Source organism: Bacillus sp. DE0042, assembly GCF_007680225.1.
GTDB classification, from domain to species: Bacteria; Bacillota; Bacilli; order Bacillales; family Bacillaceae_G; genus Bacillus_A; species Bacillus_A wiedmannii.
This window is the reverse complement of sequence record NZ_VEJP01000007.1, coordinates 192,242-209,207: the sequence shown is the minus strand read 5'-3', so window position 1 is coordinate 209,207 and position 16,966 is coordinate 192,242. Positions and strand designations below refer to the sequence as shown.

19 protein-coding genes and 1 pseudogene are annotated in these 16,966 nt (G+C 39.7%); 13 read left to right on the top strand and 7 right to left on the bottom strand.

Annotation, left to right across the window (positions count from 1 at the left end; translation table 11 throughout):
- Positions 1-302: pseudogene (locus tag FS802_RS31765) on the top strand (hypothetical protein); the annotation flags it as partial.
- Positions 303-346: 44 nt separating this feature from the next.
- On the opposite strand, the gene FS802_RS23665 reads toward FS802_RS31765, so the two are convergent.
- The 5 genes from FS802_RS23665 to FS802_RS23645 all read right to left on the bottom strand — a co-directional run bounded on the left by FS802_RS23665 (position 347) and on the right by FS802_RS23645 (position 5,396).
- Positions 347-769 (bottom strand): pyrophosphohydrolase domain-containing protein, encoded by a 423-nt coding sequence (locus FS802_RS23665; protein WP_000180552.1) that lies wholly within the window; start codon positions 767-769, stop codon positions 347-349.
- A 58-nt stretch (positions 770-827) separates the two neighbouring features.
- The gene (locus FS802_RS23660) at positions 828-1,013 is read right to left on the bottom strand and encodes a hypothetical protein (protein ID WP_113734070.1); all 186 of its coding nucleotides are present in this window, start codon (positions 1,011-1,013) and stop codon (positions 828-830) included.
- 90 nt (positions 1,014-1,103) lie between these two features.
- Positions 1,104-2,183, bottom strand: coding sequence for a Ger(x)C family spore germination protein (locus tag FS802_RS23655; protein ID WP_098654872.1), 1,080 nt, complete (start codon positions 2,181-2,183; stop codon positions 1,104-1,106).
- On the bottom strand, positions 2,159-3,253 hold the full coding sequence (locus tag FS802_RS23650; RefSeq protein ID WP_000084571.1) for a spore germination protein: 1,095 nt from the start codon (positions 3,251-3,253) through the stop codon (positions 2,159-2,161). Before FS802_RS23650 ends, FS802_RS23655 begins: the two co-directional genes overlap by 25 nt.
- Before the next feature lie 16 nt (positions 3,254-3,269).
- Positions 3,270-5,396, bottom strand: a complete 2,127-nt coding sequence (locus FS802_RS23645; protein WP_144525515.1) for a spore germination protein — start codon at positions 5,394-5,396, stop codon at positions 3,270-3,272.
- A 152-nt stretch (positions 5,397-5,548) separates the two neighbouring features.
- Between FS802_RS23645 and FS802_RS23640 the strand changes: the two genes are divergently transcribed.
- Positions 5,549-6,673, top strand: coding sequence for a homoserine O-acetyltransferase family protein (locus FS802_RS23640; protein ID WP_001160995.1), 1,125 nt, complete (start codon positions 5,549-5,551; stop codon positions 6,671-6,673).
- Between the two features lie 49 nt (positions 6,674-6,722).
- On the opposite strand, the gene FS802_RS23635 is transcribed toward FS802_RS23640, so the two are convergent.
- Positions 6,723-6,905: a hypothetical protein gene (locus FS802_RS23635; protein ID WP_000171896.1), complete on the bottom strand. Its 183-nt coding sequence runs from the start codon at positions 6,903-6,905 to the stop codon at positions 6,723-6,725.
- A gap of 199 nt (positions 6,906-7,104) precedes the next feature.
- Between FS802_RS23635 and FS802_RS23630 the strand changes: the two genes are divergently transcribed.
- The 6 genes from FS802_RS23630 (at position 7,105) to FS802_RS23605 (ending at position 13,358) form a co-directional block, all read left to right on the top strand.
- Complete coding sequence (locus FS802_RS23630) at positions 7,105-7,410, top strand: rhodanese-like domain-containing protein (RefSeq protein WP_000141210.1); 306 nt, start codon at positions 7,105-7,107, stop codon at positions 7,408-7,410.
- 77 nt (positions 7,411-7,487) lie between these two features.
- Complete coding sequence (locus FS802_RS23625) at positions 7,488-7,712, top strand: spore germination protein (protein ID WP_000512461.1); 225 nt, start codon at positions 7,488-7,490, stop codon at positions 7,710-7,712.
- A gap of 20 nt (positions 7,713-7,732) precedes the next feature.
- The gene (locus FS802_RS23620; RefSeq protein ID WP_001110861.1) at positions 7,733-8,056 is read left to right on the top strand and encodes a hypothetical protein; all 324 of its coding nucleotides are present in this window, start codon (positions 7,733-7,735) and stop codon (positions 8,054-8,056) included.
- 118 nt (positions 8,057-8,174) lie between these two features.
- Positions 8,175-10,991 carry a BclA-related collagen-like exosporium protein gene (locus tag FS802_RS23615; RefSeq protein ID WP_098707637.1) on the top strand — a complete coding sequence of 939 codons (2,817 nt, stop codon included), beginning with the start codon at positions 8,175-8,177 and terminating at the stop codon, positions 10,989-10,991.
- 327 nt (positions 10,992-11,318) lie between these two features.
- Positions 11,319-12,332, top strand: a complete 1,014-nt coding sequence (gene moaA, locus FS802_RS23610) for a GTP 3',8-cyclase MoaA (protein ID WP_001157143.1) — start codon at positions 11,319-11,321, stop codon at positions 12,330-12,332.
- Between the two features lie 12 nt (positions 12,333-12,344).
- Positions 12,345-13,358: a molybdopterin-synthase adenylyltransferase MoeB gene (locus FS802_RS23605; protein ID WP_098655241.1), complete on the top strand. Its 1,014-nt coding sequence runs from the start codon at positions 12,345-12,347 to the stop codon at positions 13,356-13,358.
- 37 nt (positions 13,359-13,395) lie between these two features.
- Here the strand turns inward: FS802_RS23605 and moaC are convergent, their stop codons facing one another.
- Positions 13,396-13,881, bottom strand: coding sequence for a cyclic pyranopterin monophosphate synthase MoaC (moaC, locus tag FS802_RS23600; RefSeq protein WP_098655240.1), 486 nt, complete (start codon positions 13,879-13,881; stop codon positions 13,396-13,398).
- Between the two features lie 83 nt (positions 13,882-13,964).
- Here moaC and moeA point away from each other — a divergent pair, with 83 nt between their 5' ends.
- The 5 genes from moeA (at position 13,965) to FS802_RS23575 (ending at position 16,949) form a co-directional block, all read left to right on the top strand.
- On the top strand, positions 13,965-15,254 hold the full coding sequence (gene moeA, locus FS802_RS23595; protein WP_098655239.1) for a molybdopterin molybdotransferase MoeA: 1,290 nt from the start codon (positions 13,965-13,967) through the stop codon (positions 15,252-15,254).
- Positions 15,224-15,739 (top strand): molybdopterin-guanine dinucleotide biosynthesis protein B, encoded by a 516-nt coding sequence (gene mobB, locus FS802_RS23590; protein ID WP_098655238.1) that lies wholly within the window; start codon positions 15,224-15,226, stop codon positions 15,737-15,739. Before moeA ends, mobB begins: the two co-directional genes overlap by 31 nt.
- Positions 15,736-16,200 carry a molybdopterin synthase catalytic subunit MoaE gene (gene moaE / locus FS802_RS23585; RefSeq protein WP_098655237.1) on the top strand — a complete coding sequence of 155 codons (465 nt, stop codon included), beginning with the start codon at positions 15,736-15,738 and terminating at the stop codon, positions 16,198-16,200. Before mobB ends, moaE begins: the two co-directional genes overlap by 4 nt.
- Before the next feature lie 2 nt (positions 16,201-16,202).
- A complete protein-coding gene (gene moaD, locus FS802_RS23580) occupies positions 16,203-16,436 on the top strand; it encodes a molybdopterin converting factor subunit 1 (protein ID WP_000621775.1) in 234 nt (77 codons plus the stop codon).
- Between the two features lie 93 nt (positions 16,437-16,529).
- The gene (locus tag FS802_RS23575) at positions 16,530-16,949 is read left to right on the top strand and encodes a DUF3888 domain-containing protein (protein ID WP_144525513.1); all 420 of its coding nucleotides are present in this window, start codon (positions 16,530-16,532) and stop codon (positions 16,947-16,949) included.
- The last annotated feature ends 17 nt before the right edge of the window (positions 16,950-16,966 follow it).

Below are 16,966 nucleotides of genomic sequence, written 5' to 3'. Positions count from 1 at the left end.
AGCACGGTCACCATGGTCATCATGGTCATCATCACCATCAAGGCCAACAAGGTCACCATGGTCATCATCACCATCAAGGCCAACAAGGTCATCATGGTCACCATCATCAAGGCCAACAAGGTCAACAGAGCCACCATGGTCAGCAGGGGCAACAACACCAGCAACATCAACAATATCAGCAATATCAACAACAGCAACAATCTTCTCCTTGGGCAGGTGGAATTGGAGCAGGGGCAGCAGGGGCAGCAGGGGCAGCTAGCATTAGTGGAGCAGCAGGACACGCGGGACACGTGGGTCATTAATGAATTGCAGAAAAAAAGACATAATAAAAAACTGCTAGGAAATCCTAGCAGTTTTTTTCAGCTTCTTGGCGCTGACGTTCGATTTCAGCACGAAGTTGTGGCTCTGGTGCTTGCCAGCCTTCTGGTTTTAGAATTTTGCCATCGCCTTCGCGGAATCGAGGTTTCCCATCAGGGAATAATTTTGCCATGTTTGCGTTATTTACAATTTCGAATCCTTTATCTGGACGTACGCCCATTTCTGCAAACGTTCCGAATGCAAAGTAAATAAGGTCAATAAGTGCATCGTATTGATCTTCAACAGTCGTTGCTTCTAGAAATTCTTCTAGCTCTTCTTGCATAAAGCTAGCACGAATTTTTGCGCGCTCTTCTGCTAGTTTTGTTGGTGTATTTGTCACAGGATGCCCGAATACTTCATGCATTTTCGCAACAAGTTCGTATCCTTTATCTAAACCTTTTTCGTTTGTCATGTTGTTTCATCCTTTCTTACGTTATGCCGAAGTTTATTGTAACATAGATGACCGGAGACTATTCTTCTTTCTTAATTAAAACAGATAAAATAAGGTCGATGCCAAACATACCAACGAGCAACATTGGTATAACGACAAGTAAATAACGTGTGAAGGAAACATTTTTTAAGTATGTATGAGCAAATAAAAAGACGCCGAGAAATAAAATACCATTTAAAATAGGCTTTACTAATTTTTTAGACATAAGCTCCCCCATAAATATCTTCTCTCTCTATCTAAAATAAAAACTCCTCTATCCGTTGTATCATGCTGGAGAGAGGAGTTCAATCATTTCTCATTCGATTACACCAGAATTTGTAATATTAACAGTGTATTTTACTTTAATTGGCACATCTTTGTACATTTTTCGCCACTCTTCTAATTTAAATGGACGATAATGTTGTCTATATTTTGCTCCAAGTCCAAGAGGGTCAACATTTAAGGATTTAAACTGTTTAATTAGTTTTGTAGCTTTTGCATCTAACTGTTTCTCAACCGCTTTCGCTATTTTTTGCGTGTTCTTTTTATTTTCTAAGTTGAATTTTCGAGATAATTCTTGAATACGAGCTTCCATTTTTACATGAATATAGAAAGAAGGTTTTCCATTTTTTATAGTTACTTCGTAGGTAGGAACGGAACGGATGTTATTAATCATTGCATAGCCAGGATTGGTTTTAAATTCATGTGAATCTAGGCGGTGCTTTTCTAGCAGTCCTTTGAAAACAAACATATCGTGGTACTTAATTGTGCCGACTAACTTATCCTTTTTCAAGAGACCGATACCAGTAATCTTTATTTTATCTCCATGTTTTTTTAGGATAGGCATATAGGAATCTTGTCCTTCACGGTAGTACCTGAAGGCGCCTAAATATAAATTGTCAGTTGGCAAAGGCCCAGTGTCCATATTATGTTCTAACATTTTTTTTATATAAATCGCAACATTGTAAGAGGTACTATATTTTCCTTTAAATAGTTCAGTACCACTGCCTTCTAATAGTCCAACATACAGTGAGTTACCAATATTCACATCACGAATCAATGTATCAAAGGAAGTTGATAATCCTTTTTTAGCAATCTTTGTTGTGAATAAGGCAACACGCATTTGACCGCTTGCGAACGGTTGCGAAGATTCTAAAGAGGTATCTGCCTTTACTTGTTTTACTGCGTTTCCTGTTCCTTCATAGACTTGAACTTTATTTCCCTTTTTTTGTACGGGGCAAACGAATGTAACTTTTACTTTATTATCTTTTGCTGTATCGAAGGCAGTTCCTTGAATGAGCTGAACGTCATCAATAATATTTTTTTGTAAGCAACCAGTTAGACTGAAGATACTGATGCAAGCAAGAATTATTAATTTTCTTTTGGTTTTTTCCATTTTCTTTTCACCCACACAATAATAAATAGAATTGGGATGTATACATATATAAGCCAAAAACTAACTTTAGATACATTGCTAATAAAATCATTAATATCATGCCTGTTCGTTAAAAGTTGTGAAACAACTAAAGTGATAAGCATAAATGCGATCAAAATACCTCGTTGCTTCACACGAAAGATTTCATGCGTTCCTCTAGTTGCAGCCCATAAAGGTAGGATAAAGCTGGTAATAATAACGAGAGCATAACCGGAAATAGCGATATACTCAAGTCGCTCTATAAAAGGAAGCTTAATAACTTGTGTCATGGACAGCTGAGACCAAATAGTTTTGAGTAATTGTTTTTCGCTAAAGAATGTAAAAGCGAGAATGGTACTAAATAAATATAAAATATTGGAAAATAATGCCCCATATTGCGCAAATTTATGGGATTTCTCTGGCTCTTTAACAAATGGATAAATCATAAGGAAAATTTCAAATCCTGTCATACTATAAATAGATAGTTGAGCTGCTTTCAAAATATCTGTAAAAGAATGTGAAAATATTGGAAGTAAATTATCCCAATGTGAGAATTTCAAAATGAAAAGACTTAGAAAAAGATAACCTAAGGTTCCACCAACAGAAATAACACAAATTCCTGCAATGACACGGAAGCCTGATGAAATAATGTAATAACTTATTAAACATAAAAAGAATGTGAGCATCCAGGTGGATGCACTAGGAAACATCCATACTTGAATAATTTCGACATATGTTCTAACAACAGAAATGCTTACAATGAAAAAATAAGCCATAAAAATGATATTAATACCATTTCCGATCCATTTTCCAAAAAGTTGTTTGTGTAAATCAATTAAGTTTCCTTCTACAGTTTTTAATGAATAATACATCATCCAGATGATAATATGAATAATGATCCCTGTGAGGAGAACCCCCATCCAGCCGTCGTATCCAGCAGCTTTTGCAATAATTCGAGCGAACCCGAGAACACCAGCACCAAACTGTGCACTGTGAATTAAGAAGAAAACAAAGACAGGAGATATTTGATATTTTTCTTGAACTTGACTCATCAATGCACCTCATTCCTTAATCATCAAAATCCGATCTATGTTTTGTTGAAATTCCTTTCGCTGCTTTTTTTACATGTTGTGGTCTTGCTTGTACATCTCTTGTATCGATCATTGTTAATGGGAAACGAATCCAAGAATCTTTAACGGATTGTTGTCTTGTCGGATAAAACAAAGCGTACGGCTTACGTAAAGAAGTAAGTCTAAATAGATGGGTAAATAAAAAGATAAATCCAAGAGAGATGCCGAAGAGTCCGCCTATTTCTGCGAATGCTAGAAATGGGAAACGTAGTAATCGAACGGCATTACCCATTTTATAAATAGGTGTAATAAAGGAAGCGAGTGCTGATAATGCAACGATAATTAATAAAATGTTACTCGTTAAACCAGCTTGTACAGATGCCTGTCCGATTACGATACCGCCTACAATACCGAGCGTTTGACCAACTTTCATCGGCAACCTCGCGCCAGCTTCTCTCAGTAAGTCGATTGCAAGTTCTAAAAAGAGTGCCTCAATTAAAGGTGGGAATGGTACTTGTGCCCTTGATAAAATCAAAGTTTCAAGTAAATCACTTGGAATGAGCTCATAATGATAATTTAAAACTGCAACGTATAACGGTGTAGCACAGATTGAAAATAGAACAGCGATAAGACGTAAAATGCGTGAAAATGTAGCGTATAGCCAAGAGACGTTATAGTCTTCTGGTGAAATGAAAAAATCAAAATAGGATACAGGTGTTAGTAGAACACTTGGAGAACCATCCACAAAAATAGCGATTTTTCCATCAATTAGTGCTTTTGTAACTCTATCAGTACGTTCTGTATTGATATAGAGAGGGAAAATCGACTTTTCACCCATTAATTCTTGTATATAAGCACTATCATTAATTTGATCATATTCAAGAGCACGTAATGACTCCTCGAGAAAATCTACATTATCTTTTTCAGCGAGGTTGTCTAAATACATCATGACAACTTTCGTTTTGGAAAATTCGCCGACAATCATTTCTTTTGTTTGTAAATCTAAAACAGGAAGGCGTTTTCGTACTAAATTAATATTCGTATCAATAGCTTCTACAAAGCCTTCTTGTGGACCGATAACTGTTGATTCATTTAATGGAGGGCTTGGTGCCCGGTAAGTATCAATTGCAATGTTTGCAAGCATACACTTTTGATCTTGCTGATTCAATTGAATAATCGCATGTCCCTTTAAAACCATGTCCTCAATTTTTTGTAAGTCGTTCGTAATTGTAATACCACTCATCGGAATATGTTCTTTTAGCTCTTCTAATGAAGTACAAGGTCGTTCTAACAGAATAGGCATTAAATATTTCTGTAATTTCTCTCCATCAAGTGAAGGACGATAGTAAGAAATCCAATAAGGCATCGTTTCATCATCAGATGTGTGATAATTAACAAAATCACTAGACTTTTTGAGCTTCCCTATTAAATCTTGTAGAGAATGAATACGGTCTTTTTCTGGTTTCGTAAAATCATAAATACTATTATTTCCAGAGCTTTGCTGCTGATCTTGATCCGAGTTACCTTGTTTAGAATGTTGTTGTTGATTCTGATTCGAGTCGTTTTGTTTAGAATTTTGTTGTTGATTCTGATTCGAGTCGTTTTGTTTAGAATGTTGTTGTTGATTCTGATTCGAGTCGTTTTGTTTAGAATTTTGTTGTTGATTCTGATTCGAGTTACCTTGTTTAGAGTGTTGTTGTTGATTCTGATTCGAGTCGTTTTGTTTAGAATGTTGTTGTTGATTCTGATTCGAGTTGTCTTGTTTAGAATGTTGTTGTTGATTCTGATTCGAGTCGTTTTGTTTAGAATGTTGTTGTTGATTTTGATTCGAGTCGTTTTGTTTAGAGTGTTGTTGTTGATTCTGATCCGAGTTGTCTTGTTTAGAATTTTGTTGTTGATTCTCATCTGAGTCGTTTTGCTTAGAGTATTGCTGTTTATCTTGAGCCGAATCCTTGTTTTTTTCTTTTTTTTGCTCGTCATTGCTATCTTTATTATGTTTCATACTTCTAGTCTGTTCTTTGTTATCATCCTCTTGATTGTTGTTAGGCTGTTGCTCTGAATTATCTGTTTCGTTTTTCTCTGTCGTATTTGATTTTTTTTTCTTACGTAGCCAATTCCAAATCATATGTATTCCCTCTTTGATTGTGTAATATAGTGCTATTTTGTGGCTAATTTTGTATATTATTCATTTATTTATGAAAAGAAGGAGGAGATTGGTTTGTATAGAAAAAATCCTTTAGTAAGCAGTTCATACTATGACGGGAAGAGGGCGAGTCTGTGCAATTTGTAAAAAAGGAAAAGTTTGTTTTAAGAGAGTTTATGTTTGAAAATGGTAGGGGAATTCCTGTTCAAATGGGGTATGAGACGTATGGTACTTTAAATAGAGAAAGGTCAAATGCGATTTTGGTATGCCATTATTTTAGTGCAACGAGTCACGCGGCAGGGAAATATACAGCACATGATGAGGAGTCTGGTTGGTGGGATGGTTTAATTGGGCCAGGAAAAGCAATTGATACAAATAAATATTTTGTTATATGCACTGATAATCTTTGTAATGTGCAGGTGAAAAATCCATATGTGATTACAACAGGACCGAAATCGATTAATGCAGAAACTGGGGAAGAATATGCTATGGATTTTCCAGTTTTTACATTTCTCGATGTAGCTCGTATGCAATATGAGTTAATAAAAGATATGGGAATCGCAAGGCTACATGCTGTAATGGGACCGTCAGCTGGCGGGATGATTGCGCAGCAATGGGCTGTTCATTATCCTCATATGGTAGAGCGGATGATTGGTGTTATTACGAACCCGCAAAATCCAATTATTACGTCGGTAAATGTAGCACAAAATGCAATTGAGGCTATTCAACTGGATCCAAGTTGGAAGGGCGGAAAATATGGAGAAGAGCAGCCAATGAAGGGACTTCATTTAGCAAATAGAATGATGTTTATGAACGCATTTGATGAGCATTTTTATGAAACAACATTCCCTCGTAATAGTATAGAAGTAGAACCTTATGAAAAGTTTTCGATATTAACATCATTTGAGAAAGAAATAAATAAAGTGACATATAGAAGTATAGAGTTAGTAGATGCAAATTCGTGGATATACACTGCGAAAGCAGTTTTATTACATGATATTGCGCATGGATTTTCGTCTTTAGAAGAGGCACTGTCTAACATAGAAGCAAATGTACTTATGATTCCGTGCAAACAAGATTTGCTTCAGCCGTCACGTTATAATTATAAAATGGTAGACATTTTGCAAAAACAAGGGAAGTATGCGGAAGTGTATGAGATAGAAAGTATAAATGGGCATATGGCGGGAGCATTTGATATTCATTTATTTGAAAAGAAAGTTTATGAATTTTTAAACCGGAAAGTATCTAGCTTTGTGTAGAAAATAAATGATGTGAAAAAGGTGCAATGTATGTAGTAGGCACCTTTTTTTACATGATTTGTAGACGGAAAATATATGTGGCAATTGCTATACCGAAGAACGCGATACTAAGTAATAGAAATAAGAATGACATTTCTTGTGGTGATTTTATCTTTTTATTATTTTTCATACTAAGTGCAATAATTGCGGCGATTAAGAAAATGATGCCCGTAATGAAAAGAAAAAGTGTCATTTTCATTGGCTCCTTTCATAAAACAAGTATATTGAGGATACAATGCACGAGTTATGTTTGTAAAGAATAAGTTTTGCGGGGAAATTGAGAAATAAATTTTCCATTCTTTGCGTTCTTTCTTTCGCATGCTAAAATTGATTAGACATGGTTGTTTAAGGAAGAGACTAAAGGTTTTATTGTATATAAGGAGGAACGACATATGACAGAAGTTAAAACAATTACTACAGAAGAAGTGCAAGAGCGTTTAGAAAATGGAGAAACGTTATTTTTAGTAGATGTAAGGGAAGATGAAGAAGTAGCAGCAGGGAAAATTCCAGAAGCTGTACATATTAAAATGGGTGATATCCCAAATAAAGTAGATTTCTTTGATAAAGAGAATGAATATATCTTTATTTGTCGTTCGGGAATGCGCAGTGAAAATGTATGTCATTATTTAAATGAGCAAGGATTTAAAACAATGAACATGGTTGGCGGTATGCTTCAATATGAAGGTGAAACGAAATAAGTAGTTTAAAAAACTTGAAACGTGTTTGTTTCAAGTTTTTTTCTTTTGCATACAGTGTACAAAAGGGGGATAGGTAAATGGGGATTAACTTGCGGAAAGTAAAAATTATTAATAATACAGGGGCTGTTAATGTTGGTGACTGTTATGATATCTCACCTTTAGCTGTAGCAAAAATATATGCAGGTGCTGGAGGATCGAGTGCGGCTATTTTTTTAAATGGGAAAAGGCAGCCAGAAGCGGTGATTCGAACATCAGTATTTCTCCCGCCATTAGCAACGAGTACACGTACATTAGGTTCATAGAGGAAAGGTAGAGTGTAATTATGCCTGCTCATATAAAAGAATTTGTTATTGTGAATAACACTGGGAATATATTTACTGGTGATAATTTGAGTGATACGTCCTTTACTGCTACGAAATCGTATAGTGGCTCAATGGGATGTACTTGGATTGATGTTGTTACAGTAATAGGGACGGAGACGAAGCTTTGCTTACAGCCAGGTGATTCTGTGACGACAACATATACACGAGGAACTCCTGCTGGTACTGTAACAGGAACAAATATGGGGCAAGGTACAAATGTATCGGGTATAGCACAAGCCGTCCCAAATACAGATAATTTGGATTCAACTGCTGGACTCCCTTAAGGATTTAAGGGAGTTTTTATTATTTCAAATAAAAATAGTCTTTGAGTTTGTTTTTGTAAATACATATTAAGAAGAGGTTTGTTTAATATAAAAAAGATGGTGTGCAGGTGGTGAAAGTGTGAGAGAGCGCGATAAAAAACATTCATTAAACTCTAATTTCAGAATTTCACCAAATCTTATTGGGCCTACCTTTCCACCCGTTCCAACGGGATTTACTGGCATTGGGATTACTGGCCCAACAGGTCCCCAAGGTCCAACAGGCCCACAAGGACCAAGAGGATTACAAGGTCCAATGGGAGAGATGGGTCCCACAGGACCTCAAGGTGTGCAAGGGATACAAGGACCAGTTGGACCAATAGGTGCAACGGGACCAGAAGGACAGCAGGGGCCGCAAGGATTGAGGGGACCACAGGGCGCTACAGGAGCGACAGGACCAGAAGGAGTGCAAGGGTTACAAGGTCCGATTGGTCCAACCGGAGCGACTGGGGCACAAGGTATACAGGGGATACAAGGGTTACAAGGTCCGATTGGGGCTACTGGACCTGAGGGACCTCAAGGAATGCAAGGAGTTCAAGGGGTACCAGGAGCAACTGGTTCACAAGGTATACAAGGACCTCAAGGGATACAAGGCCCACAAGGACCGAGTGGAAGTGCGGGGACAACAGGAGCAACTGGTCAAGGGGTTACAGGCCCAACTGGAATAACAGGTCCAACAGGGATAACGGGTCCATCTGGAGGTCCACCAGGTCCGACGGGGGCAACTGGTGCGACAGGTCCAGGAGGTGGACCGAGTGGAAGTACAGGTGCGACGGGAGCAACGGGAAATACAGGGGTAACAGGAAGTACAGGTGTAACTGGAGTAACGGGAAATACAGGACCGACCGGAAGTACAGGAGAAACAGGAGCACAGGGATTGCAAGGAATACAAGGGGTTCAAGGGCCAATTGGACCAACAGGTCCAGAAGGTCCGCAAGGTATTCAAGGTATTCCGGGTCCGACGGGAGTAACTGGTGAACAAGGAATCCAAGGTGTTCAGGGAATTCAAGGGATAACAGGAGCAACTGGTGATCAAGGTCCGCAAGGTATACAGGGGGCTATAGGGCCTCAAGGTGTAACAGGAGCAACCGGAGATCAAGGTCCACAAGGAATTCAAGGAGTACCGGGTCCATCAGGAGCAACGGGACCACAAGGAGTTCAAGGGATACAAGGTCCTATGGGTGAGATAGGACCAACAGGTCCGGAAGGGCCAGAAGGACTTCAGGGTCCGCAAGGAATACAAGGGGTGCCAGGACCAGTTGGAGCAACAGGTCCAGAGGGCCCACAAGGAATCCAAGGAATTCAAGGGCCAGTAGGAGCGACAGGTCCAGAAGGCCCACAAGGAATACAGGGAATACAAGGGATTCAAGGTGTAACAGGAGCAACAGGAGCGCAAGGAGCAACTGGAATTCAAGGTGTACAAGGGAATATAGGTGCAACAGGTCCAGAGGGCCCGCAAGGTGTTCAAGGTGCTCAAGGAGCGATTGGCCCAACAGGTCCGATGGGACCACAAGGAGTTCAAGGAGTACAAGGAATTCAAGGGGCAACGGGTGTTCAAGGAGTGCAAGGTCCACAAGGAATACAGGGAATTCAAGGTCCGACGGGAGCAACAGGAGATACGGGCGTAACTGGTGCTACAGGGGAAGGAACTACAGGCCCAACTGGAGTAACTGGTCCAACAGGTGTAACTGGTCCTTCTGGAGGACCAGCAGGACCGAGTGGTCCAACGGGGCCATCAGGTCCGACTGGAGTGACAGGTCCATCCGGTGGACCACCTGGACCGACAGGAGCAACCGGTGTGACTGGAGCAACTGGAGATACCGGGGCGACAGGCTCAGGAGATACCGGGGCGACAGGCTCAACTGGAGTGACAGGAGCGACAGGAGAAACAGGAGCAACTGGTGTGACGGGCTTACAGGGACCCCAAGGAATTCAAGGTGTACAAGGAGAAATAGGTCCAACCGGTCCGCAAGGTGTTCAAGGTCCCCAAGGGATACAAGGAGTAACGGGAGCAACCGGAGATCAAGGTCCCCAAGGAATTCAAGGATTGCAAGGAATCCAAGGTCCAACCGGTCCACAAGGAATTCAAGGAGATCAAGGCCCCCAAGGAATCCAAGGTGTGACAGGAGCAACCGGAGCACAAGGTCCACAGGGAATTCAAGGGATACAGGGAGTGCAGGGTCCGACCGGTCCGCAAGGCCCAACAGGAATTCAAGGTGTTCAAGGCGACATAGGTCCAACCGGTCCACAAGGTGTGCAAGGATTGCAAGGTCCACAAGGCCCAACAGGGGCCACTGGGGCAACCGGAGCACAAGGTCCCCAAGGAATTCAAGGTTCACAAGGCCTGACGGGATCCACAGGAGCAACCGGAGCGACAGGCCCCCAAGGAATTCAAGGCCCCCAAGGCCCCCAAGGAATCCAAGGTCCAACAGGCCCAACTGGAGCTGGAGCAACCGGGGCCACTGGGGCAACGGGTGTGACCGGAGTTAGTACAACTGCAACGTATGCATTTGCGAATAATACATCAGGAACCGCTATTTCCGTTTTATTAGGTGGTACGAATGTACCGTTACCGAACAATCAAAATATTGGACCAGGAATCACTGTTAATGGTACGAATACTGTATTCACAGTTGCGAATGCAGGAAATTATTATATAGCTTATACAATTAATATAACGGCAGCTTTACTCGTAAGTTCACGTATAACTGTAAATGGGGTTCAACTTGCAGGAACCGTTAATTCACCAGCAGTAGCTACAGGTTCGTTTAATGCGACAATCATTGCTAATTTGCCTGCTGGAGCTGCTATTAGTCTGCAGTTATTTGGATTACTTGCAATAGCTACATTATCTACGACAACACCAGGAGCTACTTTAACTATTATTAGATTAAGTTAATAAGAAGAAAACCTTGGGGCTTTTATGCTTCAAGGTTTTTTATCCCGCTATTTGCCGGGCAGTAAGCCCACCACCTCAAAATTCAGCGGAAGCAAAGAAGTTAGGTGGGGGATCAACTGCCGGTAAAAGCCCGATTGGTGAAGGCTAATAATCAGTGGGGATGAACAAAACCCCCACTGATTAAAGTTTCACTTTATCTCGTTATTTGTAGGTAGTCTAATTGGTTAGGAAAGTTTCACTTTATTCACTTGAGCAAAAACATCGCAGTTCGAAAATATATTATAATAGAATGAAAAGAGAGAAATTTGGCAGAAAGGGAGGGTGGCGATGCAGGAGATGGTTACAGATTTTTTTGGACGCCCACTTCAAGATTTGCGTATATCTGTCATAGATCGTTGCAATTTTAGATGTACATATTGTATGCCAGCGGAAGTTTTTGGGCCAGATTATGCTTTTTTGAAAGATGAGTTTTTACTGACGTTTGATGAAATTGAACGTTTGGCAAAACTATTTGTTAGCATCGGTGTACGAAAAATTAGACTTACTGGTGGCGAGCCACTGCTGCGTAAAGATTTAACAAAACTTATTGCACGTCTCGTGAAAATTGAAGGGTTAGTAGATATAGGGTTAACGACGAATGCAATTCATTTAACGAAACAAGCAAAAGCATTAAAAGAAGCTGGATTACATAGAGTAAATGTTAGTTTGGATGCAATAGATGACGATGTATTTAAGGACATTAATGGCCGGAATATCAATACGAAACCTGTTATAAAGGGAATTATGGCTGCAAAAGAGGCCGGGCTTGATGTAAAGGTAAATATGGTTGTGAAAAAAGGGATGAATGACCATCAAGTACTTCCGATGGCTACTTATTTTAAAGAGCAAGGAATCACACTTAGGTTTATTGAGTTTATGGATGTTGGTAGTACAAATGGATGGAACTTTGATCAAGTCGTTACAAAGCGAGAGTTAATTGAGATGATTCATAGCGTGTATCCACTTGAGCCAGCTGAAGCGCATTATTTCGGTGAAGTTGCGAAGCGATATCGTTACGTTGGAACAAATGTCGAAGTCGGTTTTATTACTTCCGTTTCAGAGTCATTTTGTTCCTCTTGTACGAGAGCAAGAATTTCGGCAGATGGAAAGTTTTATACTTGCTTATTTGCGACAGAAGGATTGGATGTAAGGGAACTTCTTAGAGGAAATCTTTCAGATGATGAGTTAGTAAGCGTTATACAAAATGTATGGATGAATAGAAAAGACAGGTATTCGGATGAACGGACAGAAGAAAGTGCAAAGAATCGTCCGAAAATTGAAATGTCTTATATAGGAGGATAAGGGGGCTATCGTATGCAGGAGCGATATTCAAGACAAATATTATTTTCTGGTGTTGGAGAAGAAGGACAGAGAAAAATTAGAGAGAAGCATGTGCTTATTATCGGCGCTGGTGCTCTCGGTGCAGCGAATGCAGAAGCAATTGTTAGAGCAGGTGTTGGCAAAATAACAATTGCGGATCGTGATTATGTAGAATGGAGTAATTTACAAAGACAACAATTATATACAGAAGAAGATGCAAAGCAATACAAACCAAAGGCGGTAGCAGCGGCAGAGCATTTACAAGCGATTAATTCTGAGGTGAAAATAAATCAGGTTGTGACTGATGTAACAGTGCAAGAAATGGAAGAGCTAGTGAATGATGTAGATTTAATATTAGATGCGACAGATAATTTTGAAACGCGTCTTCTTATTAATGATGTTTCACAAAAGTATAATATTCCGTGGATATATGGTGGTTGTGTCGGAAGCTACGGAGTAACGTATACAATTTTACCAGGAAAAACACCGTGTTTCCGCTGTTTAATGGAACATCCAGCGAGCGGGGCAACATGTGATACGGCGGGTATTATACAGCCGGCCGTGCAATTAGTAGTTGCACATCAAATAACGGAAGCGCTGAAAATATTAGTAGAAGACTATGGGGCGCTTCGCGAAACGATGTTATCGTTTGATCTTTGGAATAATCAACAGATGGCATTTAAAATGAATAGGCAGAAAAAAGACACATGTTTATCTTGTGGAAGATTACGTACATATCCGAGTTTAACATTTGAAGCACAAACGAAAACAGAAGTGTTATGTGGCCGAAATACAGTACAAATCCGTCCAGGTGTGCGGAATGAATTTAATTTAGAAGAAATTAAAAAGCGCTTACAAAGAAGTGTGGATGTAAAAGCTACTCCGTATTTATTATCATTTCCGATAGAGGAATTTCGTTTTGTTTTATTTACAGATGGCAGGGCCTTTATTCATGGGACGAATGATATAAATGTAGCAAAACGTTTATATGCAAGATATATAGGTTGAACCTAAAGGAAGCCCTTTAGGTTCAACGGAGAGAAGATTAAGACTTTCTCGTATAATCTCCACTTTTTCCACCTGTTTTTTCAAATAAGTACGTTTCGCCAATAATCATACCTTTATCAACAGCTTTGCACATATCGTACACAGTAAGAGCTGTAGCGGAAGCAGCTGTTAAAGCTTCCATTTCAACACCGGTGCTACCTTCTGTTTTAACTTTTACTTCAATAAGTAATCGATATTGTTCTTCGGATTGTTTCCAATCGAAAGAAACGTCAACACCTTTTAATAATAAAGGATGGCACATTGGGATAATATCAGAAGTGCGTTTCGCAGCCATAATACCTGCGATTTGTGCAACTGCTAGTACGTCACCTTTCCCAATTTCATTGTGAGAGATTTTATCGTAAATTTCTTTTGTAACGACAATGCTAGAGCACGCAATTGCTTTTCGAACGGTTGCTTTTTTGTCACTTATATCAACCATCTTCGCGCGTCCTTGGTCATTAAAGTGTGTGAATGAAGACATGGAATTCCTCCTTGAAGTAATTTCTATTTAATATATAAAGTTTAATCGAGATAAAAAAAATTGCAAATATGAGGTGAGAAACGATGGTAGAAAAACGAATTCCAATTCAAGTTGCTGAGGCAGTAGAGAGAGTAATGGAATATGCGAAGAATGGTGAAGTAGAAGAGGTTTCTATTACGGAAAGTTACGGGAGAATTCTTGGGGAGGATGTTGTCTCTGATCATGACGTTCCTCATTTTGATCGTTCTCCTTACGATGGTTTCGCAATTCGAGCAGAAGATACGAAAGAAGCGAATCAAGAGAATTCAGTTGAATTTGAAGTAATAGGGGAAATCGGGGCGGGATTTGTTTTTTTAGATGAAGTAGGGCCTTTTAAAGCGGTTCGTATTATGACGGGAGCAGCTATTCCAGAGGGGTGTAATGCAGTCGTAATGCTAGAGCTGACGGAAGGTTTTGAGAAGAACGGAAAAACATATATGAAGGTAAAGCGTCCTTTTAATAGTGGTGACAATGTGTCATTTAAAGGCGAAGATATAAAACGAAATCAAGTTCTCGTTAAGAAAGGCGTTGCAATCAATCCAGGTGTTGCCGCCTTATTAGCGACGTTTGGATATAGTACTGTGAAAGTTGTAAAACAGCCTGTTGTTGGTATTGTGACGACAGGAAGTGAATTGTTAGAAGTACACGAGTCGTTACAGCCGGGGAAAATTAGAAATAGTAACTCGTATATGATTGCAGCTCAAATTATGAAAGCCGGAGGGAAAGTTCGTTATTATGGCCAACTTGCCGACGAGTTAGATGCATGTTTTGCAGCTGTTCAATCGGCGATGGATGAGGTTGATATTTTAATTACGACAGGCGGTGTGTCGGTAGGAGATTATGACTACTTGCCAGCTATTTATGAGAGACTACAGGCGAATGTACTCTTTAATAAAATAGCGATGAGACCAGGAAGTGTAACGACAGTAGCTGAAGTTGATGGAAAGTTACTTTTCGGTTTATCAGGAAATCCGTCAGCTTGCTATGTAGGCTTTGAGCTATTTGTGCATCCGGTTATAAAAACATATTTGTATGCGAAAGAACCCCACGTATATAGAGCAGATGCTATTTTGCAAACGGATTTTCCGAAGCCAAATCCGTTTACTCGCTTTGTAAGAGCAAAGGTGACAATCGTGGACGGAGCATTACAAACGATGCCGGTCGGCTTAGATAAATCGAGTGCGGTCTCTTCACTTGCCGAAGCGAATGCTTTTATTGTGTTGCCTGGAGGAACGAGAGGATTTGAAGCAGGGATGAAAGTATCTGTATTGTTGTTAGAGCACGCCGAGGGATGTGAGTGGCCATGGGCAAAGCCCCTTCAATCTTACAAATAGTAGGGTATCAAAATAGCGGAAAAACAACGCTCGTTGAGAAAATTGTGTACGCATTAGCTGAACGAAAAATGAAAGTTGCTACAATTAAGCATCACGGGCACGGAGGTTTTCCAGAAGTAGCGCAAAAAGATAGTGAAAGGCACCGAAAGGCTGGTGCTGTTGTCAGTAGTGTAGAAGGCGCTGGATTACTTTCACTGTCGTCATTAAGAGAGGAATGGTCCTTGCAAGAAATTATTCGCTTATATGAGTTTTTTGAAGTGGATACAATTTTAATAGAGGGCTATAAAAAAGAGAGCTATCCGAAAGTAGTGTTACTTCGTTCTGCGGAAGACGTTGAACTTTTACATAAAGTAGAAAATATAGTAGCCGTTATTATGTGGCATGATGCTCCCGCAAACTTACGAAAAGAATATAAAGTATTTCATATAACAGAAGAAGAGTTGTATATAGACTGGTTTATACAAACGGTAAGGAGTACGAAATGACAAATACGTATTATGAAGTAATTGATACAGAAATCTCGATTGAAGAGGTAGCGAAGAAGGTTATTCGCCGCGAATGCGGTGCTGTTACAACATTTATTGGAACGGTTAGGGAGTTTACGAAAGGGCGTCGTACATTATACTTAGAATATGTCGCTTATAAAACGATGACAGAAAAGATGCTAGAGAAAATTGGCTCAGAAGTGAAAGAGAAGTGGCCAGGTACACACGTTGCGATTACACATCGCATCGGTACACTGCAAATTTCTGATATCGCGGTTGTTGTTGCTGTTTCAACGCCGCACCGTAAAGCAGCCTATGAGGCGAATGAATACATTATGGAACGCATAAAACAAATTGTTCCGATTTGGAAAAAGGAGTTTTGGGAAGATGGAGACTCATGGATTGGTGATCAATTAGAAAAAACACCATATCCGGCGGGAGAGCCTGGGAAGGAGCTATAAGTATGATTCGAGTATTGTTATTTGCGCACTTGCAAGAAGAAGCAGGAACAAGTGAATTACAAATAGAGAAAGAAAATATTACGGTTGCAGAGTTAAAAGATGTTGTTGCTAAAGAATATAATGTACCAGTGACAGCATCAACTATGGTTGCGATTAATGAAGAATACGCAAATGAAGATGACACGATCCGAGATGGTGATGTTGTTGCACTAATCCCACCAGTGAGCGGTGGTTAATATTGGATTCATTAAAACGACTTTCCTACATAGGGGAAGTCGTTTTTTTATGGCAGTTTTGCGAACACTAATTTATAGAACAAGGAGGATGTTATGAAAAAAATATGTGTAGTTATTACAATGATATGTTCGGTCTTCTTCTCTTCCCCAAGTGATTCTTTGGCGAAAGAATCGAGGGAGCAGCTGTTAGAGAGTGCATTATCAAATAGGTACTATTCAGTTATTAGACAAGTGACAGAAGATCAATATGAATGTGCTTCCGTTATAAATATAAAGCGTCTCGGCAAGAACGGTGAGTTCGTTCCTAAATTTGAAATTACGCTACAATTTCTTACGTTCCAAGGTGCACATAATCCGCCGAATGATAAAGTTACACTTATTTTGGAAGATCATTTAGATCACGTAAAAATAAAGAAGGTGGAGCGAGGAAAGAATGTTTCTGGTGCTATTGCAGAAAAAGTTTGTGAACGGGAAAAAGAAAAGATAAAAGATCACTCTAATGATTCAGAGTGATCACCTATGAAATTTAG